This window comes from Candidatus Hepatoplasma crinochetorum Av, assembly GCF_000582535.1.
Classification (GTDB): domain Bacteria; phylum Bacillota_I; class Bacilli_A; order Mycoplasmatales; family Hepatoplasmataceae; genus Hepatoplasma; species Hepatoplasma crinochetorum.
Window position 1 is genome coordinate 549,515 of sequence record NZ_CP006932.1, and the last position, 24,765, is coordinate 574,279.

At 23.4% G+C, this 24,765-nt stretch carries 23 protein-coding genes; 3 read left to right on the forward strand and 20 right to left on the reverse strand.

All coding sequences use genetic code 4. The annotated features are described in order from the left end of the window. Positions 1-60: 60 nt before the first annotated feature. On the forward strand, positions 61-795 hold the full coding sequence (locus tag X271_RS02550) for a hypothetical protein (RefSeq protein WP_025208904.1): 735 nt from the start codon (positions 61-63) through the stop codon (positions 793-795). Between the two features lie 522 nt (positions 796-1,317). Here the strand turns inward: X271_RS02550 and X271_RS02555 are convergent. From X271_RS02555 to X271_RS02645, 19 genes are all read right to left on the reverse strand, one after another. Continuing rightward, positions 1,318-1,542, reverse strand: coding sequence for a hypothetical protein (locus X271_RS02555; RefSeq protein ID WP_025208905.1), 225 nt, complete (start codon positions 1,540-1,542; stop codon positions 1,318-1,320). Between the two features lie 61 nt (positions 1,543-1,603). After that, entirely contained in the window at positions 1,604-3,556 is a 1,953-nt protein-coding gene (gene uvrB, locus X271_RS02560; protein ID WP_025208906.1) for an excinuclease ABC subunit UvrB, read from the reverse strand. Between the two features lie 4 nt (positions 3,557-3,560). Continuing rightward, positions 3,561-4,547: a methionine adenosyltransferase domain-containing protein gene (locus tag X271_RS02565; protein WP_025208907.1), complete on the reverse strand. Its 987-nt coding sequence runs from the start codon at positions 4,545-4,547 to the stop codon at positions 3,561-3,563. Positions 4,548-4,552: 5 nt separating this feature from the next. Further along, entirely contained in the window at positions 4,553-4,939 is a 387-nt protein-coding gene (locus X271_RS02570; protein WP_025208908.1) for an HIT family protein, read from the reverse strand. A gap of 31 nt (positions 4,940-4,970) precedes the next feature. Next, entirely contained in the window at positions 4,971-6,380 is a 1,410-nt protein-coding gene (pyk, locus tag X271_RS02575) for a pyruvate kinase (protein WP_025208909.1), read from the reverse strand. Between the two features lie 20 nt (positions 6,381-6,400). Continuing rightward, positions 6,401-7,357 carry an ATP-dependent 6-phosphofructokinase gene (locus X271_RS02580; RefSeq protein WP_025208910.1) on the reverse strand — a complete coding sequence of 319 codons (957 nt, stop codon included), beginning with the start codon at positions 7,355-7,357 and terminating at the stop codon, positions 6,401-6,403. Positions 7,358-7,424: 67 nt separating this feature from the next. Next, positions 7,425-8,723 (reverse strand): phosphopyruvate hydratase, encoded by a 1,299-nt coding sequence (gene eno, locus X271_RS02585; protein WP_025208912.1) that lies wholly within the window; start codon positions 8,721-8,723, stop codon positions 7,425-7,427. Positions 8,724-8,947: 224 nt separating this feature from the next. Next, positions 8,948-9,157, reverse strand: coding sequence for a 50S ribosomal protein L31 (gene rpmE, locus X271_RS02590; protein ID WP_025208913.1), 210 nt, complete (start codon positions 9,155-9,157; stop codon positions 8,948-8,950). 70 nt (positions 9,158-9,227) lie between these two features. After that, on the reverse strand, positions 9,228-10,091 hold the full coding sequence (gene fba / locus X271_RS02595; protein WP_025208914.1) for a class II fructose-1,6-bisphosphate aldolase: 864 nt from the start codon (positions 10,089-10,091) through the stop codon (positions 9,228-9,230). Between the two features lie 73 nt (positions 10,092-10,164). Then, entirely contained in the window at positions 10,165-10,545 is a 381-nt protein-coding gene (locus X271_RS02600; protein ID WP_025208915.1) for a hypothetical protein, read from the reverse strand. A 76-nt stretch (positions 10,546-10,621) separates the two neighbouring features. Beyond that, a complete protein-coding gene (gene argS, locus X271_RS02605; protein ID WP_025208916.1) occupies positions 10,622-12,274 on the reverse strand; it encodes an arginine--tRNA ligase in 1,653 nt (550 codons plus the stop codon). Then, the gene (locus tag X271_RS02610; RefSeq protein WP_025208917.1) at positions 12,274-13,440 is read right to left on the reverse strand and encodes an HD domain-containing protein; all 1,167 of its coding nucleotides are present in this window, start codon (positions 13,438-13,440) and stop codon (positions 12,274-12,276) included. Before X271_RS02610 ends, argS begins: the two co-directional genes overlap by 1 nt. After that, the gene (gltX, locus tag X271_RS02615) at positions 13,421-14,851 is read right to left on the reverse strand and encodes a glutamate--tRNA ligase (protein WP_025208918.1); all 1,431 of its coding nucleotides are present in this window, start codon (positions 14,849-14,851) and stop codon (positions 13,421-13,423) included. Before gltX ends, X271_RS02610 begins: the two co-directional genes overlap by 20 nt. Before the next feature lie 89 nt (positions 14,852-14,940). Beyond that, a complete protein-coding gene (locus tag X271_RS02620) occupies positions 14,941-15,414 on the reverse strand; it encodes a hypothetical protein (RefSeq protein WP_025208919.1) in 474 nt (157 codons plus the stop codon). Positions 15,415-15,570: 156 nt separating this feature from the next. Beyond that, entirely contained in the window at positions 15,571-17,310 is a 1,740-nt protein-coding gene (locus X271_RS02625; RefSeq protein WP_025208920.1) for a DNA/RNA helicase domain-containing protein, read from the reverse strand. Between the two features lie 258 nt (positions 17,311-17,568). Continuing rightward, positions 17,569-18,558 (reverse strand): ROK family protein, encoded by a 990-nt coding sequence (locus X271_RS02630; protein WP_025208921.1) that lies wholly within the window; start codon positions 18,556-18,558, stop codon positions 17,569-17,571. After that, entirely contained in the window at positions 18,551-19,045 is a 495-nt protein-coding gene (locus tag X271_RS02635; protein WP_025208922.1) for an RpiB/LacA/LacB family sugar-phosphate isomerase, read from the reverse strand. Before X271_RS02635 ends, X271_RS02630 begins: the two co-directional genes overlap by 8 nt. 20 nt (positions 19,046-19,065) lie before the next feature. Further along, positions 19,066-19,500 (reverse strand): RpiB/LacA/LacB family sugar-phosphate isomerase, encoded by a 435-nt coding sequence (locus X271_RS02640; RefSeq protein ID WP_025208923.1) that lies wholly within the window; start codon positions 19,498-19,500, stop codon positions 19,066-19,068. Between the two features lie 8 nt (positions 19,501-19,508). Beyond that, complete coding sequence (locus tag X271_RS02645; protein WP_025208924.1) at positions 19,509-20,588, reverse strand: hypothetical protein; 1,080 nt, start codon at positions 20,586-20,588, stop codon at positions 19,509-19,511. 249 nt (positions 20,589-20,837) lie between these two features. Between X271_RS02645 and X271_RS02650 the strand changes: the two genes are divergently transcribed. Continuing rightward, complete coding sequence (locus X271_RS02650) at positions 20,838-21,695, forward strand: class II fructose-bisphosphate aldolase (protein WP_025208925.1); 858 nt, start codon at positions 20,838-20,840, stop codon at positions 21,693-21,695. Beyond that, positions 21,695-21,907, forward strand: coding sequence for a hypothetical protein (locus X271_RS03335; protein ID WP_025208926.1), 213 nt, complete (start codon positions 21,695-21,697; stop codon positions 21,905-21,907). Before X271_RS02650 ends, X271_RS03335 begins: the two co-directional genes overlap by 1 nt. 910 nt (positions 21,908-22,817) lie before the next feature. On the opposite strand, the gene X271_RS02665 is transcribed toward X271_RS03335, so the two are convergent. After that, positions 22,818-24,734 (reverse strand): hypothetical protein, encoded by a 1,917-nt coding sequence (locus X271_RS02665; RefSeq protein ID WP_025208929.1) that lies wholly within the window; start codon positions 24,732-24,734, stop codon positions 22,818-22,820. Between the last annotated feature and the right edge of the window lie 31 nt (positions 24,735-24,765).

A 24,765-nucleotide genomic window follows, 5' to 3' on the forward strand; every position in this document is an offset into this window, starting at 1 on the left:
TAAATTATAGGTATTTAAATTATATATATTATTTAAATAAAAATAAAAGACAGAAAAATAATGGAATGAGAATGATTAAATAATAAATTAAAAAATTATGAAATAGATTTTGAAATAGTTAATAAAAGATTAGAAAATCATAAAAATGAATTTAATTTTTGAAAAATTCAAATTGAAAATTATTATAACTTAATGAAAAATAATTATATCAAAAAATATTTTGAAAAAATAGAAGAATTAGAAACATTTATTAATGAAAATCAAATAAATGATTTATCTAAATTAAATAATTTTTTAAATTCAAATGGGGGTAAAATTGATGAATTTTATTATGAACACTTAAATTTAATAAAAACTGATTCATTAAAAAATTATTTAAAAAATTTTATATTTTTCTCTTTTGAAGGAAGTATAAATAATTTAATTATGTTAGAAAAAATAATAGACGATATAGAACAATACAATAAAAATGAAAATCAAAAAAATTTAAAAATAATAATGGATTTTTTATTTAAAATTCTATTTAAGGAAATTATTGAAAATTTTGAATTGGCTAAATCAAAATTTGAATATCTATTACAAAATAATGTTTTAATAAAAAAATGTAGTAAATTAAAAATCAATAATAATTTAAATTATTGATCAAAATACTTTGATCTTTTCTTTAATGAAAATGCTATTTTTATAAGTGAAGCAGAAAAATTTGCAGAAAATCATCAATTTAAATTGATGAAAAGTATTAAAAAATTTAAAATATTTTGATTTTTACCAGAGAATTTTGAAAAAAATAAATAAAATTTACTTTTGAAGAAAAATGTTGAAAAAATGATTGATTAGAAAAAAATAATTTCATTTTTGAAAAAATTAAGCAAGAGAGAAATTTTTTTGTACATAAATACAATTTAGATGATACTCTGCTAATATTATCAATTTTAAATGTAGGAAAAGAAAAATTAAAAGAATTTTCTAATATTTTTTTTCAAAATTATAAAATTTCTCTTTTTTTATTTATTTCTTTTTTAAAAAAAATAAACCAATTATTTTTAAATTTAATTGAAAATGAAGTTATAAAAAAGCAAAAAAAATAGATTTTAAAAAAGTTGAAGAAATTGATGATTTGAAAGAATATTTTAATTTTATTAAAAAATATAATTATAATGAAATACAAATTATTGATGTTTTTTACAGTTTTATTAAAATTAAATAAAAAAAAGGTAAATATAATAATGGATTGTTAAAACATATTATAACGCTTATTGTAATTTATAAATAGTACAAAAAAGAGAGTACGAAGTACTCTCTTTTACTTTATTTTTCCTATACAAATCAAATTCAATAAATTCCAACTATAATCGCAGGAATTCAAAAGATTACAAAAACTACTGAAACAATTATTCTAATTGCCATGTTTTTTTTCATTCATTCAAATGATTCTGTTGAGAATCAAACAATGAATAAATTCAACAATCAAACAAATGCCATTATTGTAGCAACAATCTTTCATCCAGTACCACTTTTTAATTTATTTTTGAAATCGTCCATACTGTTAGTCCCCCTTATTTTGCTATTATAACACAGAAAAAATTAAAAATATATTTTGTATTTAATAATTACTTTTAAGTTCTGTAATAAGATCTCGTAATTTTATAGCTCTTTCAAAATCATATTCTTTTGCTGCTTTTTTCATTTCTTTTTCAAGAACAGCAATTTTTTGTTTTGATTTTAATGATGATAATTTTAGTTTTTTATCTAATTCAAATTCTTTAATTAAAGGTTGAGGAATTGTCTTTTTAATAGTAACAGGAGTAATATGATGTTTCTTATTAAATTCTAATTGAATCGCTCTTCTCCGATTAGTTTCATCAATTGCTCCTTGCATTGAATTGGTAATTTTTTTTGCATAAAGAATTGCTTTTCCGTTTACATTTCTTGCAACTCTTCCAATCATTTGAATAAGTGATCTTTTATTTCTTAAAAATCCATCCTTATCAGCATCTAAAATTACAATTAAGGAAACTTCAGGAACATCTAATCCTTCTCTTAAAAGATTAATTCCAACTATTGCATCATAAAAACCAACTCTTAATTTCCTAATTACTTCTTCTCGTTCAAATGTTTTTAAATCACTATGTAAATAAGCAACAGAAAATTCTGTTTCAGTAAGATATTTTGCAATATCTTCTGCTAATTTTTTTGTAATAGTATTTACAAAGACACGTTCATTATTTTTCTTACGTTCTCTTATTTGATTTGCAATATCTTCTAATTGATTTTCAACATTTTTAATTTCAATTATAGGATCTAATAAACCGGTCGGTCTTATAATTTGTTCTACATATTGATTTTTTGTTTTCTTAAGTTCATAATCACCAGGAGTAGCAGAAACAAAAATTACTTGATTCATTCGATCTTCAAATTCATGGAATCTAAGTGGACGATTATCAAGTGCACTTGGTAATCTAAATCCATATTCTACCAATGATTTTTTACGAGAATAATCTCCTTCGTACATTCCTCCTATTTGTGGAATTGTAATATGAGACTCATCTACAATAAGTAAATAATCTTTTGGAAAATAAGAAAATAAAGTAGCTGGTGGTTCATTATGTTTTCTTCAAGGTTCAAAATAAATTGAATAATTTTCAATTCCTGAAGTAATTCCAAATTCTCTTAATTGCTCAAGATCATAATTTGTTCGATTTTCAATTCGTTGTTTTTCTAATAAAAGATTTTTTTCTTCAAAATATTTTATTCGCTTCTCAAGATCTTTTTTAATATTTACTATTGCATTTTTTAAAAGATCAGAGGAAACTACATTTGCATCAGCAGGGGTAATTGTAAAATGATTATATCTTTCTATTATTGTTTTTTTAAGCGAATCAATTGCTACAATTTCTGTAATTTCATCTCCGAAAAAATCAATTCTTATATTAAATTGATCAGATCAAGCAGGAACTAATTCCACAACATCTCCTCTAAGAATAAAAGAACCAGGAAAGAGATCTTCTCCTCGTTTGTAACCCAAACTAACAATTTTTGTAAGAAATTCTTTTCTTGTAATTTTATTTCCTAAAGAAATTTCAAAATGATGTTTTTTATATTCTGAGGGTTCACGATGACCATAAATAGCAGCAACAGAAGCAACTACAATTACATCATTTTGTGATGTAAGAGCATTTAATGTTGAATTTCGCATCATTTCAATCTGTCAATTTTGAACAGATCTTTTTTCTACATATAAATCTTTTTTTGGAAGATAAGCTTCTGGCTGATAGAAATCAAAATTAGAAATATAATATTCTATACGATTGGAAGGAAAAAGTTCCTTAAACTCTACGTAAAGTTGATTTGCAAGCGTTTTATTATGTGCTAGTACAAGCGTAGGTTTATTAAGATTTTTAATTACGTTTGCAATTGTAAATGTTTTTCCTGTTCCTGTAGCACCTAATAAAATATTATATTTAGTTTTATTTTTGATTGAATCAGTTAATTTAACAATTGCTTGTCCTTGATCTCCTGCTGGTCTTTTTTCTGTAGTTAATGAAAATTTTTCCATAAAGTTATTTTAAGATATCTTTTAGATAAAAAATAACTCCTCCTTTTAATACAATTTCTGATCAATCTACTTCTAATATATTTGCTTCTTTAATTCAATCATTTAATGATAAATCATAATTATAATTAAATTCAAACATCTTATTTTTCTTATAAGTTCTTACAATAACTTTTGGAATCTTATCTCCAATTTTATAATTAAGTTCAACTAATACTGTTTTTACTTTTTTTTGTTGTGATATCTTATAAGCAAGTTTCGAAGCAATTAAAACACCAGTTTTATCAACTTTTGAAAAGTCTTTTCCACAAAATGCTCCACCACCATGTGAAACTCCTGCTCCAAAAGCATCAATCATTAATTTTCTTCCTGTAAGTCCAGTATCTGAAAGGGGACCACCAATTAATCATTCTCCTTTTGGATTTACAATTACATTAATTTTTAAGTTATATTTTAAAAATTGCTGCTTAAGAAATAAATTAATATTTGGATGGACTTTTGCTTTTACTCCACAAACAGAAATTGAAAGTTCTTTTAATTCTTGATTAAAAAGTAATTTTCAATCAGGTGCAATCGGAAATTTTTTTTGTAAACTATCAATAATTTGATAGAGCATAATAATTCTTTCATATCTTTTTTGATTATAAAAACCATAGATAACACCTTGATCAGCAGCAACAATCTCTTCTTGTTGAATTTTAATAAGTTCAGGAGACTGAGCTTTGATATCATTTATAATTCTTACATTTTGATAATTTGGTCATCATTTATTTCCATAAACTTTTTCAATTGCTTCATAAACTAATTTTTTATAATCAATTTTTGCCTTCGAATATATTTCTCCTCCCAAAAAAACAATATTGCGAGTTACCATTACTTCTGCTGCAACTTTTGCTTTTTGATCTTGTTTTAAATTTTCTACTAAAATTTTTTCAGAAATATAATCAGCAAAGCGATCCGGATGTCCATAACCAACTAATTCTATTGTTTTCATTTAAATTATTTTTTTAACATTTGATAAATTTCTTCGATACTTAAATTATTCAATCTTTGTGATGTTTGTCCATCAAAAAAAGGAATAATATGCATATGTGTATGAAAAACTTTTTGTCCAGCAAAAGCTCCATTATTGAAAAGAATCTTTGTTCCTTTTGCTTTTAATTTTTTCTCTTGTAAATCGCTTATTTTTTTTGCTGTTTTAAATAAAGCAAGGATAGTTTTATCGTCCTCTTGATAAATATTTTCTTTTCATATTTTGGGAATAATAAGAATATGCCCCGGATTAAAAGGATAGATATCCATAATCACAATCAAAAGATTATCTTCGTATAATTTTAACGCTTCTGTTTTACCTTCTATAATTTTTAAAAATATTTCTTTTTCCATTTTTATTCCTTGTACACTTTTATATATTTAATTAAACTGTTATTTTACGGAATTCTCTTTTTGTAGCTAATAAAACTTTTGTATTTTTCTTAATTCCTGCATCAATTAATAATTTTCTTACTTTTTTATCATCATTATAATCTGATAGATTTAAATGATGTTGTGCATATACACCATAAGTTGAACCAAATTTATTTACTTTATTTTTATCTTTTATAAAACCTAAAATAATTGCATTAGCACGAAATCTTGAAAGAGCATTAATCATTCTTCCTTTTTCTGAAAATACAGCAATATATTTTGCATCATTTGTGAGAGCCTTTTTTGCTACAAGATATGCTGTTTCTGCATTAGATGAATCAACATAAGCATATGCTTTTTCATAAGAATCTAAATAATTATAATTTTTCTCTGCTTCTAAATCAATTCGAGACATTGTTTCTACTGATTCTAAAGGAAAATCCCCTGATGCTGATTCTCCCGAAAGCATTGTAGCATCAGTTCCTGAAATTGCTGCATAATAAATATCAGTAACTTCTGCTCTTGTAGGTCTTGGATTTTCCATCATTGAATCTAGCATTTGTGTTGCTATTACAATTGGTTTTCCTCATGCTCTACATTTTTCAATTACAAGTTTTTCATAGAAAGGAACTTCATAATAAGGAATTTCAACACCCAAATCTCCTCTTGCTAGCATAATTGCATCAGAATGATTGATAATTTCATTTAAATTTTCAATTGCTTTTAATGCTTCAATTTTAGACATAATAAGAACTTCTTGTCCATCATTTTGATCTAAAAATTTTCTTAAATCAATTAAATCTTTTTGATTACGAACAAAAGAAGCAGCAACATAATCAATTCCTTCTTTAATCCCTCATTTGATAAAATCTTTATCATGTTTATTTAAAAAAGGAAGAGTAAGATCAGCACCAGGAATATTTACAGCTTTTTTTGTTCCAATAAAGTGATTATTTTCTGCTTTTACTGTTACTATTCCATTTTCTTGATCAATATTTTTTACAATAAGAGAAAGTTTTCCATCATCTACCATAATTAATTGACCAATTCTTACTGTATTAGCAAGATCTCCATAAGTAACAGAAAATTTATTATCTTTTCCAATAATTTCTTCTTTACAATAAATTTTTAATAATTCATTTCTTTTTACTTTAATTTTTCCACCTTCGATTTGATGAATTCTAATTTCTGGTCCTTTTGTATCCAAAAGAATAGAAATCGGTAGATCTAATTTTGCTCTTACATTTTTAATTGCTTTAATTCTTTTTCCGTGTTCTTCTTGATCACCATGAGAAATATTTAAACGAACAACATTAACACCATTTTTAAACATTTTCTCCATCAATTCTTCTGTTTCAAATGTCGGTCCTGCTGTTGCAATTATTTTTGTTTTTTTGATAAAAGTATTATTTAATTTCATAAATTTTTTGTGCTTTCTTGTTATACGATTTCGTCATACTCACTTAATATTTTTTGTTTTGAAGGTCTTTCCATTTTTACTATATCAAGAATTGGTTTTGTTTGAAATTTATTGTTTACAATATTTACGGCAACTCCTGTTTTTCCTTTAATAAGCATTTTAACAGCATAATTAGCCATTCTAATTGTAAGTAGTCTTTCAATTGCGTTTGCTCGTCCTCCTCTTTGAATATGTCCTAATATTGTAACTTTTGTTTCTTGTTTAGTTGCTCTTTCAATTTCTTCTGCTATTTTATTTAAATCATCATACATAAGTTCAGAGACAAGAACAATTTTTGAACGTTTAGAATCACTTGCTAATAATTTATCAATCATTTGTTTTGTTGTCAATTTTCTTTCAGGAACTGAAAGAACTTCTGCTCCTGTAATAATTGCAGCATTAATTGCAAGATCACCGCAACCATGACCCATAGTTTCAACAACATTAATTCGATTATGTGATTCTGATGTATCTCTTAAATTATCAATTGCATTTGTAATTGTTTCAAGTGCTGTATTAAAACCAATTGTAAAATCTGTAGATGAAATATCATTATCAATTGTTCCCGGAAGACCAATTGTTTTAATTCCCATTTCTGTAAGTCTTGCTGCACCTTTATAAGTTCCATCTCCCCCTATACAAACAAGTGCTTCTATTCCTTCTGCTTTTAAGTTTTCTACCGCTTTTTTGCGAATATCTAAATCCGCAAATTGGGGAAATCTTGCAGAATAAATTACTGTTCCACCCTTACGATCAATAAACTTAACTTCTTCTTTACTTATCTTTTCAAAATTATTTTCATAAAGTCCTTTATAACCTTCGAAAACAACATAGGGTTCAATATTATTATTTATTGCAGAATTTACAACTGCTTTTAAAGCTACATTCATTCCAGGACAATCGCCCCCTGATGTTAAAATAGCGATTTTCTTAATCATTATTTTTCCTTTTCATATTTAAAGTAAAAAGAAAGCGAAAAATTATCCACTTTCTTTTTAAAAAAATCTATTTTTTACCTTTAAACTCAACATTTAAAGCATTTTTACCATTAAATTTCTGTACTTTTTCAGAAATTCTTAATAATTGATTATATTTTGCAATTCTTTCTGAACGAGACATTGATCCTGTTTTAATTTGTTTTGAATTTAAACCAACAGCAAAATCAGCAATTGTTGTATCTTCCGTTTCTCCTGAACGGTGACTTACAATCGTAGTATAATCATTTCTTCTTGCAAGTTCAATTGTCTCAATTGTTTCTGTAATTGTTCCAATTTGATTTACTTTAATAAGAATTGAATTTCCTATTTTTTTATCAATTCCTTCTTTTAGGATTTTTTTGTTTGTAACAAAAATATCATCACCAACATTTTGAACTTTTTTTCCTAATTTATCTGTAAGTAATTTAAATCCATCTCAATCTTGTTCTGCCATCCCATCTTCGATTGAAACAATTGGATATTTTTTAACAAGTTGAAGATAATAATCAATCATTTTTTCAGAAGTATATGATTTTTTTTCACCTTTTAATTCATATTTTTTTGTTTTTGCATTATAAAATTCTGATGAAGCAGGATCTAAAGCAATAAAAACATCTTTTCCAGCTTTATATCCAGCATCTTTAATTGCATTTACAATAAATTTTAAAGGTTCTTCATTTGATTTCATGTCAGGTGCAAAACCACCTTCATCACCTTTTCCAGTATTGTATCCTGCTTTTTTTAGTAATTTTGCTAATGAATGAAAGATTTCACTAGATCAACGAATTGCTTCTTGAAATGTTGGTGCACCCAATGGAAAAATCATATATTCTTGAAAATCTACATTATTATCAGAATGAGCTCCACCATTTAAAACATTAAGCATTGGAACAGGAAGAGAAACTTCACTTGTTTCGCTCATTGAATTAAAATGTTTTCATAAAGGAATTTGAAGATCTTTTGCAGCAGCTTTTGCGACCGCCATTGAAACTCCAAGAATTGCATTTGCTCCTAATTTAGATTTATTTTCAGTACCATCTAATTTAAGCATCTTGTAATCGATTTCGCGTTGATTTTCGACTCTCATTCCGATAAGTTCGGGAGCGATAATTCGATTAACATTAGCAACTGCTTTTGAAACTCCTTTTCCATCTCATTCTATACCACCATCACGTAATTCTAATGCTTCTCGTGTTCCTGTTGATGCTCCTGAAGGAACAATTGCACGAGCAATATTTTTTTTCTTAGTTCATATTTCAACTTCTACAGTTGGATTACCACGTGAGTCAATTACTTGACGGGCATAAATTTTTTTAATTTTTGACATAAAATTATATATCTCCTTGTTTAAGATTTTATTAAAAAATACTTTAAGTGTCAGTTTAATTAAAAAATCAAACTATATATACTTTTGTATATATATAAAAAAATTATAAACAAATTGAAATAAAAAAACGTAAGAAATTTAGGAAAATTAATATTAAATAAAATAAAAAAACCCTTGTTTTTGAACAAGAAGTTTTATTATTTTATTTAAAAAGAATTAGGAAATTATTTTTTTTGCTGTAGAGCTCTTTTGTTGAATTTGTCAATTCTTCCAGCTTTTGTATTAGCTCCCATTTTACCTGTATAAAAAGGGTGACATTTTGAACAAACATCAATATGTAATTCTTCTTTTGTTGAATTAACTTTAAATTCTGTTCCACATGTAGCACATTTTACTAAAATTGTATGATACGTTGGATGAAAATTTTCTTTCATAGCAATTCTCCTTTTTCTTCTTATTAAGTTTTAAAAGTATAACAATTTTTATCAAAATTTAGATATACTATTAAGCTTTATTTGCTGTTCCAAATAATTTGATTTTTTCAGAAACTGTTTCTTTCATATATTTATATGCATATGTTCCAATTATTTTTCTTGGATCATATCCAGTTCCTTTTTGATCAAGTTTTTCTTCAATATATTTACGAATTCCTTTTGCAAAAGCTTCTTGAATTTCTGTATTTACATTAATCTTAGCTTCGCCACAACCAATTGCTTTTTTGATTTGATCATTAGGAATTCCACTTCCACCATGTAATACTAAAGGTAAATTAGTTGCTTTTGCATATTTAGACATTTCTTTGAAACCAAGTTTAGGTGTTCCCTGATAATGTCCATGTACTGAACCTAAAGAAGCAGCTAGCATTGTAATTCCAGTAGTAGTGATTCTTTCACATTCTTCAAGCGAAGCATAATTTATACCACCAACAATACCATCTTCTGTTCCACCAACAGTTCCAACTTCTGCTTCTACTGAAGCATTGTGTTTATTAGCATAATTTACAACTTCTTGTGTTCTTTTTACATTTTCATTAATTTCTAATTCTGATCCATCAAACATTACAGATTTATATCCAGCATCCATTGCTTTTTTACAATTTTCAACAGATTGCCCATGATCTAAATGTAAAACAACAGGAACAGTAATTTTTAGATCTTTCATTAAACCTTCTACCATTCCGACTATTGCATTAAAACCACCCATATATTTTACAGCACCTTCTGATGTTCCTAAAATTACTGGAGCTTTTTTTTCTTGCGAAACTTCAAGAACAGCTTTTGCTCATTCTAAATTATTGATATTGTATTGACCAACAGCATATTTACCTTTTTTTGCATCATTTAGAATTTTTTTGGCATTTGATAACATAGTATTTCCTTTTGTTTATATTTATTAAGCTTCTTATTTTTAAGTATATAGATAAATAATTTTGTACTTAAAATTAATTTTCTTCTTCTTCGATTTCTTGATAAATTGAAGGAGTATCAATTTCTTCTTCTTCATCCTCATCAAGAGTAAGATCATTATCTTTTAATAATTCTTCACTATCTTCTTTTTCGATTTGATTTCCAAAGACTTTAATATTAATATCTTCAATCTCTGAAAGAGAATATTTTCCTTTTAAATCTCAAGTATCATCACCTATCATAATTAGTCTTTCATCATTCATCATTGATATGAAAAAGTCTGATTTGATATTTGCTTCTTTTTTGATAGTTTTAATCTCTAAAAACAGATCATCTTTTACATGATCTCAAACTTCACTAAATTTTTTCTTTCCAGTTTTTGTAATAAAGTCTATTGCTAAATCTACATTCAACATATTAATATCTCCTTGAAACTTAATAATCTGTATTTTTTATATAATAAAAATATTATATTAGATAAATCTAATTAATCTACATTTTTTTGATAGGTTCTATTTTTAATATATTAAAAATACGTTCAAATAAATTTTTTAAACTAATTATTAAAAGTAATCTTTCTTCTTCTATTTCTTTATTTTTATTAATTATTTTGCAACTATTATAATAAGCATGAAATGCTTGTGCTAATTCTTTTAAATAATTAATAAGAATTAGTGGTTCACGATTATTTGCTGCTTGTAATATTTGGTCTGCAAAAGCAATAATTTTTAATAAAAGATTTTGTTCAGCTTGCTCTTTTCCTAAATAAAAATAATCATTTTTTAATTTTAAATTAGCAATAGTTTTTGCTTCTACTTTATTTAGTAATTGATTAATTCTTGAATTTGCATATTGAATATATCAATAAATATTATTATTTATATCTTTTTTATTTACTTTTGCAATATCAATTGAATGCATTTGTGATTTTGCTTTTGCAAGAATTGAAAATTTAAAAGCAGGAACATCAATAAGATCTAAGATTTCACGAATTCTTATTGCTGTTCCTTTTCGTTTGGACATTTTAAATTCTTGACCATTTTCTAATAATTTAACAAGGGTAATATAATCAATTTTTAATTTATTAGAATCATATCCTAATATCTCTAATCCTGCTTTAATTCTTGCTTCATATCCATGATGATCTGCTCCTCAAAGATCAATCATTAAATCATATCCACCTTGATATTTTTTAACATGATTTGCAAAATCAGCAACCATATAAGTATAAGTAAGATCTTTTTTAATTAAAACTCTGTCTTTTGGATCACCAAAGGCCGATGTTTTAATTCAAATTGCATCATCTTTTTTATAATAATATTTGCTTTTTTGAAATTTAGCTAAAATTTTATCAACTTTTTTATCTTCAATTAATTTTTTATCAGAAGTAAAAATATCATAATTAGCAACATTTAAAGCTTTTAAATCCTTTTTAATTTCTTCTAAAAAATGATCAACAGCTAATTTTTTAATTTTAATAATTGCTTGTTCTTTATTTTTATCTATAAATAAATCTTGATGATTTTTTGCAAGATAAGAAGCATAATCAATTATTTCATAACCATTATATTGAGAATTATCTTGATCACTTTTTTTAATATTTAATTTAATTAAAGCGTGATTATAAATAGAGTGAGCAAGATTATCGATTTGTACTCCTGCATCATTTATATAATATTCTCTTATTACATCATGACCAACATATTTTAAAATCATTACAGTTGTTTCCCCGATTATTGCATGTCGAGCATGACCAAGATGTAAATATCCTGTTGGATTTGCAGAAACAAATTCATAGTTTATCTTTAGTTTTTGAAGTGTATTAAATTTATCATGATAATTTTTATCAAAATAAGAAAGGGCATATTTAATAATTTCTTTTTCATTAATAAAAAAATTAATGAATCCTGGTTTAGTAATTGTAATATCTTTAAAAAGGGAAACTTTTAAAAGATATTCTTTAATTTCATTTGCAATTATCAAGGGATCTTTATTATTTTTTTTTGCAATGATAATTGCAAGATTTGTATTAAAATCACCAAAATTCTTACTTTTGCTATTTAAAATAATTATTTTTTCTGTAAAATGTGAAAATTTATTTAAATCAAGATATTTTTTTAAATAGAGAATTATTTTATCTTTCATTATATTTTTAAACCTATCTTTTCTGTTTCTAAATTTTTATAATCTGTAATTTTTAAATTTACTACCGTTGAAACATCGCGTAATTTTTTAATTTTATTATTATCAAATAAAATTAAAGCTTCTTTACTATGATTACTTTCTTGATAAAAATAAAAAGAAGTTTTAAGATCAATCTTTTCTCAAGTAAAACCTTCTTCTTCTAATAGATTAGTAATTTTATTAAAGTCAACAATTGATGCTCTTTTTTGATACATTAAATGATTTGCAATTTTTTTAAGAATTGGATCTTTTTCATTTAATGCTTCTTTAATATAAGAAAAAATATCGTAATCATCAAATTCAATAAATTGTTTTACTGTTAATTTTTGATCGAGAAAAAGAGGAATAAATTTTTGATAATTATAATTTAATTTATTTTGCTTAAATAAAAATTTTAAGCGATTAAAAAATCAAATAAATAGAATTGAACAAGCAACATTTTTTGCACTATTATAAACAACTTTATTCATATGATATCTTCCAAGTATCATTGCTTCAATTGTTGATATTGCTTTTTGTAAAAATACTAATTTATTATCAATTATTTTACTATTACGTATTAATCAATTATATTCAATTTTCCCATAGTCAAGACCAACATGATAAGAATCTCTCAACAAATAATCTAAGCGATCAACATCTATTTCAGATGAGATTAATTGATTTACCCATTCTAAATGATATTTCCCTTTTAAAATTAAAGAAACATTTTCAACTAATTTTTTATTTTCTTCATTTAATACTTTATTTATCTCACTATCCTTATCATTAATGATAAGTAATGAATATTTTTCATGATTTATATTAGAAATTTTTTCAAATAAATGTGAAAAAGGGCCATGTCCGATATCATGTAATAAAGCAGCAGCTAGCGTTGATTTATAAGTTAATTCATCTATTTTAATCTGATCTTGAATAATAAATTTATTCAAGAATTTTTTTGCTAATTGATAAGCACCCAAGCTGTGAGCTAAACGAGTATGAGTTGCTCCAGGAAATAAAAAATTTGTTAATCCTAATTGATTAATTCTTCCTAATCTTTTAAATTCTTTTGTATTAAAAAGCTTTATTAAAAATTGCTCTTCGAATGTAATATTTTTTAAAACATTATCTGTTATGTATCTCATCTTTAAAAAATCCTTTTATTATTAATTCAATTTTTTTTACTCCATATATCTCAATTATTTTAATAAGACTAGGTCCTTTTTCATTTCCTGTAATTGCTAATCTTAAAGGCCTCATTAATTCTCTTCCTTTTACTTTAAATTCAATACTTAAATCTTTTAATAATTTTTCGATTTCTAAATGATTGAATTTAATTATTTTAATCTTATTTGCAAAATCTTTAATTAAATCTAAATCTTTTTTGCTAAATTTATAATCTAAATCTTTTCAAGTTGGAAAAATTGTAAAAATCTTGATTAAATCTTTTATTTCATTTCCTTCTCGTAATTGATCTTGAAAAAGTAATAAAATATTATCTAAATTATCCTTAATAATTAAAAGATCTTTTTGATCGATAAAAGGAATTAAAAATTCCTTTAATTTATGAGGTGATAATTTTTTAATATAATAATTATTTGTTCATTTTAGTTTTTCTAGATTAAATTGTGAGGGAGCACGAGAAAAACCATTTAAATTAAAAATATTAATTAATTGTTCTTTTGTAAATATTTCTTGTTCTGTTTGCGGAGATCATCCTAATAAACTAAGAAAATTAAATACTGCTTCCGGAAGATAACCAAGAGTTTGATAATTTTCAATAAATTGAAATACAGTCTCATCTCTTTTTGATAATTTTTTCTTATCTTTATTTGTAATTATTGTAAGATGAGCAAAACGTGGTGGGTTTCAATTAAATAATTTATATAAATATAATTGTTTTGCAGTATTTGAAATATGTTCTTCTCCGCGAAAAACATCGCTAATTTGCATTAAATGATCATCTATTACATTTGCAAAATTATAAGTTGGCATTCCATCTGATTTTACAATAATAAAATCATCAAACGAAGAAGAAGGAACTTCAATTTTTCCCCTTACTAAATCATCTCAAGAAAGTTTTAAATTATCTTCTACAAATAATCTTATTACTGGTTTTATATCTTTTTTAATAGAAGGATTATCATAACATTTACGATTATACTTTACTAATTTAATTCCTTTAGATCTTTGTTTATTTGCTGATTCTTCTAATTCTTCTTTTGTACAATAACATTTATAAGCTAATTTATTTTCTAATAAATAATCAATATATTTTTGATAAATATTTAATCTTTTAGATTGAAAATAAGGACCAAATTGATCTTCCTTTTCATAAGAGATATCAGGAGCAATTCCTAATCATTTTAAGCCATCTAATTGATTTTTTGCCCCTTCTTCTTGATTTCTTTTAAGATCAGTATCTTCAATTCTTAAAATAAATTTTCCTTTTTGATTTTTAGCATATAAATAATTAAAAAGGGCTGTTCTTGCTCCCCCTAAATGTAATTTTCCGGTAGGACTAGGAGCATATCTTGTTCTTATTTCTTTTTTCATATATATATTAAATAATTAAAATAATTATACTATTTAAATTTAATATAATAAAAAAGCAAAACTTTCGTTTTGCTTTTAATTACTTTTCTTTATTGATGTTTAATGTTATAAGATTGTAAATATTTTTGATCTAATTTTGTGATAACTTGTCTTACTTTTTCACCTAAATATTTATTTAGTTTTTCTTCGTAAATTTCGTTTCCAAGTTCTTCTTTTTCTTTTTCAAAAACTTTTACCTTATTTTTTAATTTTGATAATTTTTTACTTATTCTTTCGTAAGTTTCATTTTTATAATAATCACTAAAATCTTTATCTTTATTTTGGTCATAAATTCCAAAAAGAAAATCTATCTGATTTTTATTAATAAGAATTTCTGCAATAAGATGAATCATCTTTTCAATATTCTCAATTTGATCATTAATTTTACCTTCAATGAAAAGACGATCTATAATTCTTAAATCGTTTCTCATTTTAGGTCCGAAACTTTCTTCTGAAATAGGAGTTTCATTTATTTTTTTGTTATCCATTCGATTAAGTTCGTTTACCATTTCTCTGTTTTTCATGTTAACCTCTAAAATCTTCTGTTCATTAACATTTGTAAGATTATAAATATACTATATTTATACTAAATAATAGAAAATTTATATTTATATATTTTAAAAATAAAAATAAAAATATCCCATTTTTCTTAATTTTGCATTTTATTTGCATAAATAAATTTATTTTTGAAAAATTTTTTCCGTCTTATAATTAAATAATTTTAAAAAAAATATATTTTTGTATTTTAATAAAAATTCTAAAACAAATTTATTTTCAACATATATATTTAATCTTTTTGAAGTTCTTGTTATATTGATATACATTTCTCTTCAATTTTTAATATTTTCCTTTTGAATTTTTTTAAAATCAGAATAATTATTTTCTTTATTTACAAAAAGGATTCTATTATTATCAATTTCATCATCTTTATAATTTTTGAAAATTTTATTTAACTCATTTGAAAGAAATATATTTGAATCAAAAATAATGTTTACGCTTTCATACTCTTTCCCAAGATTTAAACGAGTTAAATCAATATTAACTTTATCTTCATTTAATAAATTTGTCTCTTGTAAATATGTAATTAATGTAGAATCTGCTTTTTGTTTATATTTATCTAAAAATCCAGGATTATATAAGTAAAAATTTAAATTTTCATAAAAGTAAATTAATTCTTCAAAATCAAATTTAATATTATTTTGATCTTTTATAAATGATTTAACATTTATTAATTTCGCTAATTTTTCTTCTGTTATTTTCAATAAATTTCAAAAATGAAGGAATAATTTATTTGTTCTTATGGAATTTTTTAATTTGCAATCCTTAAAAGAAAGTGAACTTTTTATATTTTCAATTATTTCATCAATATCTTCATTTGAATTATTTCCTAACAATTGATTTTCACTTAAAAATAAAATAATTTTAATATTTTTATTTTTTTTCATCATTTTTTTCAAATTTTCAAATTGTTTCTTTTCAATTCTTTGAAATTCATCTATAAAAATAAATTCAATATTATTTATTAAATCATATCTAGGGTTTCATTCATTTAATATTTTTTTAGGATATCCTAAAATATCTTTACCTTGATAAATTTCTGGTAAATTTTCTTTATTTCAATTTTCATGAAAATCATACAATTTTGAACCCAAAAAAACAATTTTAGATTTTTTAAATTCCTTTTCTTTTGCTAAATGATGAAGAATCAAAGATTTTCCTGTTCCGGGATCTCCTTTTATAAGTATTCATTTTTTATTTTCTTTAATTCAATTTTTAATTTTACAAATTGCACATTTTTGAGATTCATTTAATAAATAATTCCCATTATTAAAATTTTCAAAATCATCAAATAAATTTATTTTTGAATAGATGTAATTATATTTTAATCATTTATTATCTTCCGAATTAGATTCTAAATTTAAAATTTCTTTTAAAAATTTATTTTTTTCAATTTTTTTTAAATTACCATCAGATAAAAAATAATAAGAATTTTCATTATCATTTTTATTGTATAAAATTCCATAAATAATTAATTTTTTATTTTGCTTATTTGATATTTTTTTTAAATGGTTATTTTTATTAATTAATTGTGATTTTAATTTTTTTTTTACCTCTTTTTTATTTTCTTTATTAAAATTTTTAATTTCAATATCTAATATTTCATGTTCCCCATATTTAAAAAAATCAAATTCTTGATTTAAATAAATATCATTAAAACATAACATTACTTCTTTATAAAAATATTCTTTTTTTTCTTCTAAATCATTAAAAGAATTAATATCTTCTAAAAACTTTTTAATAGAATCAATTTCTTCTAAATTTATTCCATTGTCACTAAAATATATTTCTTCCATTTTCATTTTTTGATTAAAAATAGATAAATTGTCCCGCTCTACTGAATATATTTCTTTTAAATTCATTATTTTTATATAAATTTAGTATTAAATTTATTAATATTTTAATTAGTTTAATATAAAATTATTCTCTCCTTTTTATTAATTAGTTCTTATTTTTAATTTTATTATTGATTATTAATATTTTTAAATATTTAAAAATATTATAATTACTTTAAGGTAATATAAGTACGTTTAAAAATTGTTAATCAGAACTGTTCATATTGCTTTAACAAAAAGGGAACTGTATAGTTCCCTTTTTTTATAAAATAAATTTAAATTTAATTATTTTTGATCTTTTAAAAGAATTGCTGAATAACAAGCTCCGTATAATCCTGCATCATTTCCTACATTACATAATTCAATTCTTGTTGTTTCTCTTATAAAATCATGGGTAAATCTTTTATATACTGGTTGCAAATATTCTAATAAAGTATCATTATCATGTGCTAAACCACCACCAAGAATAATTGTTTCTGGATTAAGAATCATTGCAATAGTAGCAAGAACTCTTCCTCCATATTCAGAAAATTCTTGTGCAGATTTAACTGCTAATGAATCTTTTTTTCGTACAGCATCTCAAATCTTTTTTCCATTTATTTCTTGACCATCAAGAATTGATTTTACTTGAGGATTATTCTTTTTAATATCATTATAAATATTTATAATACCAGTTGCTGAAAAAAGTGGTTCAGCACATTCAGGTAATCCACAAGTACATTGAAATCTTGTTTTAAAACCTTGAATTGGAATATGGCCAATTTCACCAGCCGTTCCCCCTGAACCTTGATATAATTTTCCATTAATTACAACACCAGCCCCAAGACCAGTTCCTAAAGTAAGGAAAACAAAATTATCAACATCTCGTGCTTTTCCAATAAATTTCTCCCCTAGAGCAGCCATATCACAATCATTATGTACAGCTATTGGTAAATCATTTCATCATTTCTTAAGATCTTTTTTTACATCGTAATTTTTTCATCCAATATTTCCGGAAAACTTAACAGTTCCATCAAGTGCAGGAAAACCGGGAATTCCAATTCCCATTGCAATTGCTTTTTTCCCATCATATTTAGGACCTTTTAATTTATCTTTAAATTCTTTTGTTATTTCTTCTGGAATATATTTTCCTTTATCACTTAAATTAGTTTTTATTTTTCATCGATCAAGCATCAATCCTGATCTAGTAATAATAGCTAATTTAATAAAAGTCCCACCAATATCAACGGCAAGTAAAAGATCTTTTTTATTATATTTATCTTTTATCTTAATCATGATATTTTCCTTCATCTCAATCTTTTAATTCTTTTGCAAAAGAAACTTCTTTATATTCTTTTACAATTGAATCTAGATATTCAACAACTTTACGATCTCCTCTAAATTTAGTTCTAATAAAAATATCAATCGCCTCTTCGATTATCCCTAATCCTGTTATTTTGCCACCAAAAGCAATAATATTTGCATCGTATTGTTTACGTGCAAATCTTGCTTGTGTTAAATCCCTTACAAGAGCAACTCTTGCTCCTTTTACTTTTTGTGCAGAATTTGAAATTCCAACTCCTGTACCACAAATAATTACAGCTATATCAGCTTTTTTATTTACAACTAATTCTGCTGCATTTTGTCCAAAAATTGGATAATGCGTTCTTACGAAGTCATATGTTCCAACATCAATTACTTGATGTCCATCTTTTGTTAATTTTTCTTTTAATTTGTCTTTAATATCAGTTACGATATGATCACAACCTAATGCTATCTTCATAAATTTTCCTTCTATTATCTTTACGCTAATTTATTGAGCATATCTATTCTTATCATATGTCTTCCAGCCGCAAATTTTGTTTCTAAAAAGAGTCTCGCAATTTCTTTTGCAAGATAAATACTTGTAATATTCGCCCCTAGTGCAATCCCCATTGCATTATTATGTTCTCTAGTCATATGTGCTGAATGTTCATCAGCACATTGTGCTACGATCATTTTTTTTACTTTTGCAGAAGCTGCAAAACCAAGACCACCAGATTCATCAATTGTAATCAATCGGTCTTCTCCATTTTTTTCTACTATTTTTCTGCTTATCTCTGTTACTTTTTTTAAGTAAGCAAGTTCATCTTCAAATAGAAAGATTTCAACATCTTTTCTTAATCTTTTTTCTAAATAGTTTTTCAGATTATTAGAATAACCTTGAAATCTATCTTTACTTACAATAAAAATCTTCATAATTTTCCTTAATTTGTTGCTTTTGCTTGTTTTACTTGTTTTGCTGATTTTTTGTTCATTGTAAATCAGTAATATAAAGGTAATAAATTAGAAATAAATAATAAGATACTTTGAATTGATAATATCAAGTTTCCTGATTCAAAATAAACTACCATTTGTGCAATCATTGCAACTTCAAATGAAATTCAAGCTCAGTATGTTTTTTTAGTAAGAAGAATTAATCCAACTACTTGGAAAATTCCTACTACCATATCTCAATAAGGAGCAACATCATATACTACACCCGATTCGATCGTATAACTATATGTTATTTGTCCAAATTCATTACTTATTTGAGTGTAATTATCAAGTGTTGTATCAGGATTTGTTGCATAACTATAAAATGTTTTAGTATCTGTAAAAATTACAGGTGTAATTAATAATAAAGAAAAAACAACAAAAACTGCAGCAATTGCAAGACAAATTCCTCATCATTTATAATTCATTTGTGATAAATATGGATTTAGATCTACTTTTTGATCTTGTTTTTCTCATTCAAAATAACGTCACTGTCCAAGAACAAGTCCAATTATTTGTGAAATAGCAATTCATCATGCTCCATAAACAACATCAACAATTAAAAATGAAGTCATAGAAATTTGATTTCATCAAATAAATCTTTTTGAAAATTTAATTAAAAAGATATTTGCCATAAATTGACAAACAGATGCAATTAATGATAAAAATAGTAAAAATCAGGAAATTATGTAAAATGCATTACTTTTAGAAAATCCATCTTCCGTAACTATTCCATATTTTCCATTTATTGTTTTACCAAAAGCGGTTTGATTTGATGAATTATTACCAACACCAAATAAAATTATATTTACAACAGAGATAACTAATAAAATTCCAATAAATATAATCATTGTATATAAAGTGAAATCTTCTTGTGATCACTGTTTGGGTTTAAGAAATCTTGAAAAATCAATAAAGGAATCACGATGAGCAGCAGAAGTAATATCTTTTTGATCTGCTTTTTTAACTTCCGTTTTTTCTTTTGATTTTTCCTTATTTTCTTTTGAGGGGGGGGGTGAATTATTACTCATATTGTATCTTCTTCCTCATTTATATTTATTTTTATTTAAATTTTTTTATAAAAATCCCCTTTTATATAATTCTTTATATTTACCTTTACAAATAAATAATAATACTTTCTAAAATTATTGTTTTGTTTTTGTCTTAATTATTTTAAATTTGTCTAGACAAGTTAATTTTTAATATCAATTTTTAAGCAAAAAATAGTATATTAAAAATAAAAAGATAATAAGATTTTTATTATTTTAAATGGAGAAAAAATGCCACTTGTAAAAGGAAAAATTTTAATAAAAGATGCAATAAAAAGAAATTATGCGATTCCTGCTTTTGGAATAGTAAATTTAGAAGGAGCTAAAGCAGCAATAGAAGCTGCAGAAGAATTAAATGCTCCAATCATTTTACAAACAACAGAAGGAGGAATAAATTATGCTGGTCATGAAGAATTAGCAGCAATTGCAATTGCGAGTGCAAAAAAAGCAAAAGTTCCTGTTGCTGTTCATTTAGATCATGGAAGAAATATTGAATATCATAAAAGATCATTAGAACTTGGATATACTTCCCTTATGATAGATGGTTCTACATTACCATTTGACGAAAATATTAAAATTACAAATAAAGTAAAATCATTAATAAAAGATCAAGATATATCATTAGAAGCAGAACTTGGAATGATAGGCGGAAAAGAAGATGATATCGAAGAAGAAGCTGATCATTTTACAAAAGTAGAAGATGCTATTAAATTTATTAATAATACCAATATTGATATGCTAGCTATTGCTTGTGGTACTAGTCACGGTTTTTATGTAAAAGAACCTAAAATAAATATCTCTTTAATTAAAGAGATATATGATAAAACAAAAAAACCACTAGTATTACATGGCGGAACAGGAGTTCCTTTAAATCAAATTACTAAAGCTGTACAAGCAGGAATAAGAAAAGCTAATTTTGATAGCGAACTTAAAAAAGCAATTATCTGTGGAATATTAGAATATATGTATAAAAATCCTGATGCTTTTGATCTTAGAAAGATCTTCCAAGAAGGAATTAATCAAGCAAAAGAAGTAGCAAAAAGTAAGATAAAAGCTGTACAAGCAGATGGAAAAAATTGATTAAGATAATGGATATATTTTGAAATATATTTTATCAAATTTTAATGTTTATATTCGCTTGTTGAATTATTTGATTTTTCTTTGAATCTAAAAATATTTTTTTAAAAGCAGGAGGAGTAATAATTTTATTAATTTTATTAGTATTATTTATTATAAGTATTTTAAATACATATTTTAATTTTGATATATTTAATTTAAGTTTAAATGCAAATTATAAATAAATAATTAAATTAGTAAAATTTTATAATGACAAAAAATAGAAAAATCAAAAATTTTCAAGAAAATAGAACAAAAATAGAAAAAATATAAATATATAAATTTATTATGAAAAGCAAAATACATACTAATTACTTCTATACTATAATTTGAAGAAAATATTAAAATTACAAATAAAGTAAAATCATTAATAAAAGATCAAGATATATCATTAGAAGAATAACTTGGAATGATTGAGGAGAAAGAAAATAATAGAAGAAGAAGTTGATCATTTTGCAAAAGTAAAAGATGCTATTAATATTTATTAATATTATAAATATTGATATGTTAGTTATTCTTGTGGTAATTATTAACGGTTTTTATGTAAAACAACCAAAAATAAATATCTTTTTAATTAAAGAAATGTATGATAAAACAAAAAACCAATAGTATTATATAGGAGAAAAAGAGTTCCTTTAAATCAAATTAATAAAACTTTAAAAATAAGAAGAAGAAAAGCCAATTTTGATAGTGAATTTAAAAAAAATTGCGGAATTTTAGAATATATGTATAAAAATCCTGATGCTTTTGATCTAAGAAAAATCTTTCAAGAAGGAATAAATTAAACAAAAGAAGTTGCAAAATTAAAAATAAAACTTTACAAGCAGAAATAAGAATTAATTTTTTTAATACTCTTTTTCAAGAAATTTTTATATCATTTTTAATTTAAGTATTATACAAATAGAATTATTAATTCAAAATTTAAATGAATTAAAAGATTAATTATAGAAAGATTTTATTTATTTTTTTTATTTTTTTTAGAATTTTTTTCTTTATTTGATTTATAAAATAGCATTGATAATGCAAAAATAAAACCAACTATACCTAATATTAAAAAAAATATTTCCATAACATAATTATAATTCAAAATATATTTTAATCATCATTATCTGGATTAGAATAATTAAAATTAAAAATCATATCAATTTTATTATTATAATAATTTCAAAAATGAACTCCTTTTTTTAATAATTTTAAAATTTCTTGTTTTTCATATTCAAAAACATTTTGATTAAAAATTTTTATATCTTCTGTTTTAGAAATTTTTAGATATATAAAATTTTTTTTTGAATTTAGAATTTCAAATAAGTTAGAAAAATAATTAAAATAATATATTCCTTTTTTATGAAATTCAAAAGCAATTGATTTAATTGCATAGAAATTAGGCATAATTAATTTTAAAGAAGTATAATTAAATCCTTTTAAAGCTTCATTTTCTAATTCTTTTCCAGAATTAGAAATAGAATTTGATTCATTTTTTATAGATTTATGATTTAAAAAAGTATCAATTTCATTTAGCGCAGAACTAGCAGCAAGTCCTGCTCATGCCCCGGCCCAAATTCCATCTGTAAAAAAAGTTAATAAAGCACCCATTCCTAATCCAATTGTTGGAACTAAATAATCACCTTTACCATTTAAAGTAGAATTTTGTTTATATTTTAAATATTGATCTGTATTTTTTCATAATTGAAAATCTCTATTAATTTCAAGTCAATATCTTTTATCTTCAATTGAAGATAATAATTTTAAATTAATAGTTCAAGAAAAAGGACTAAAACTATAAAAATAATTTGCAATAATATTATCTTTTTTTAATTTTGGTAAATCTTTTTGAGAAAAAGATAATCCACTACCAAAATTTTCATTTTGACCAGATATTTCAAATTGCTTAAAAGGATAAAAATTTAATATTTCTTCATCATTGTAATCTCAATTATCTCCAATATTTTTATTATTTTCAGAATAATTAATTATAGAATCTGAATCCATAATTTTTAATTGTCCTATAATTTGTTTTTTATCCATATTATCATCATCATTTTTAAAGTTTTTTAATACTATTCCAAGAGCTTTACCACTATTTACATCTTCTACGAAACCTACATCTTCATTATTGAAAACCAATCCGCCATAAATATCAGATCATTCTCCAATATTTCCTAAAGGATAATTATCGACAACCGTAATATTTAATATTTCATTATCTGGTAAATTTCTAGCTCACTCATAAGATATTTTTCCAGATATTTCTGCAATTAAATTACCTAATAAATCAAATATTTTCATTTTACTACCAATACTTGTAATAGGACTAAAAATTACATTATAAACCTTATCAATTTGTTGAATAGTATCATTTTCATTTCTTTTGCTTTTTTTGAAATGTAAAATATCTCCTGATTCTAAATTTTCAATATATTCTTTATTAATAAATATTAATAATCATTTTTGAATACCAAAACCGTCAGAAATATTTTGGCTTTGAGTAGAATTTAAAATATCATTGAAAAAATATTTTTCAATATCAAAATTATCAGATGGTTGATCATTTTGTAAAATTGAATCATATAATAATTCATTATCAGAATTAAATTGTTTTTTAAAATTTATATGACATCTTTCAACTGAAAAATTTGTAAAAATATCAATTAATTTTGATAAATTATAAGACTGTAATCAATTAATTTCTAATTCTAATTCTAATTCATTATCACTTATATAATTAATTTTAATTATATTTCAATAAGTTAAATTTTCTTGCAATAAATTTTTTTTATTGAAAAAAGGATAATTTTTAACCTGAATTAAATCAATAATTTCAGAATTATTAAAAAAATAATCAAAATTAATTTCAGAATTATTAATAATTAATTTAAAACTATTCCATTTCAAATCACTAATTAAAGTATCTGTAATTTGAAATGAATTTAAAGATTTTAGATAATTAGATATCCTCATTCTAATTACCCTATTTTTTTGAATTTTTGTATTTTGAAATAATAAAATTTCCATCTAAATCTCCTAATTATTTTTAATTTAAAAA